Annotated in this window: 1 protein-coding gene; it reads left to right on the top strand. The window is 73.1% G+C overall.

Annotation, left to right across the window (positions count from 1 at the left end):
- Window positions 1–297: hypothetical protein (locus JT719_RS24570; RefSeq protein WP_479725270.1), on the top strand; the 297-nt coding region annotated here is incomplete at both ends.

Here is a 297-nt window from a genome sequence, read left to right on the forward strand (position 1 = left end):
TTCGACATCTCGGCGGCGAAGGTCGGGCGCGACCTGTCGGAAGCCATCCTGGCCGAGCCGAACAACACCGTCCGCTTCGCGGAGGTCCCGAACCTCGGCGTCACGGTCCAGCGCGGCCCGACGCTGGACGGGCAGGGCCGCTACCTGACCGGCGTGGTGAGCGAGACGGAGGCCGACGCCGCCGACGTGACGGCGGTCCTCAAGCGCACGCGCACCGACGTGCTGGTCTCCTACCTGCCGGTCGGCTCGGAGGAGGCGACGCGCTGGTACGCCGAACGCGCGCTGGAGGCCGGCGTC

Source organism: Sabulibacter ruber (genome assembly GCF_017355955.1).
In the GTDB taxonomy this organism is placed as follows: domain Bacteria; phylum Bacteroidota; class Bacteroidia; order Cytophagales; family Hymenobacteraceae; genus Nibribacter; species Nibribacter ruber_A.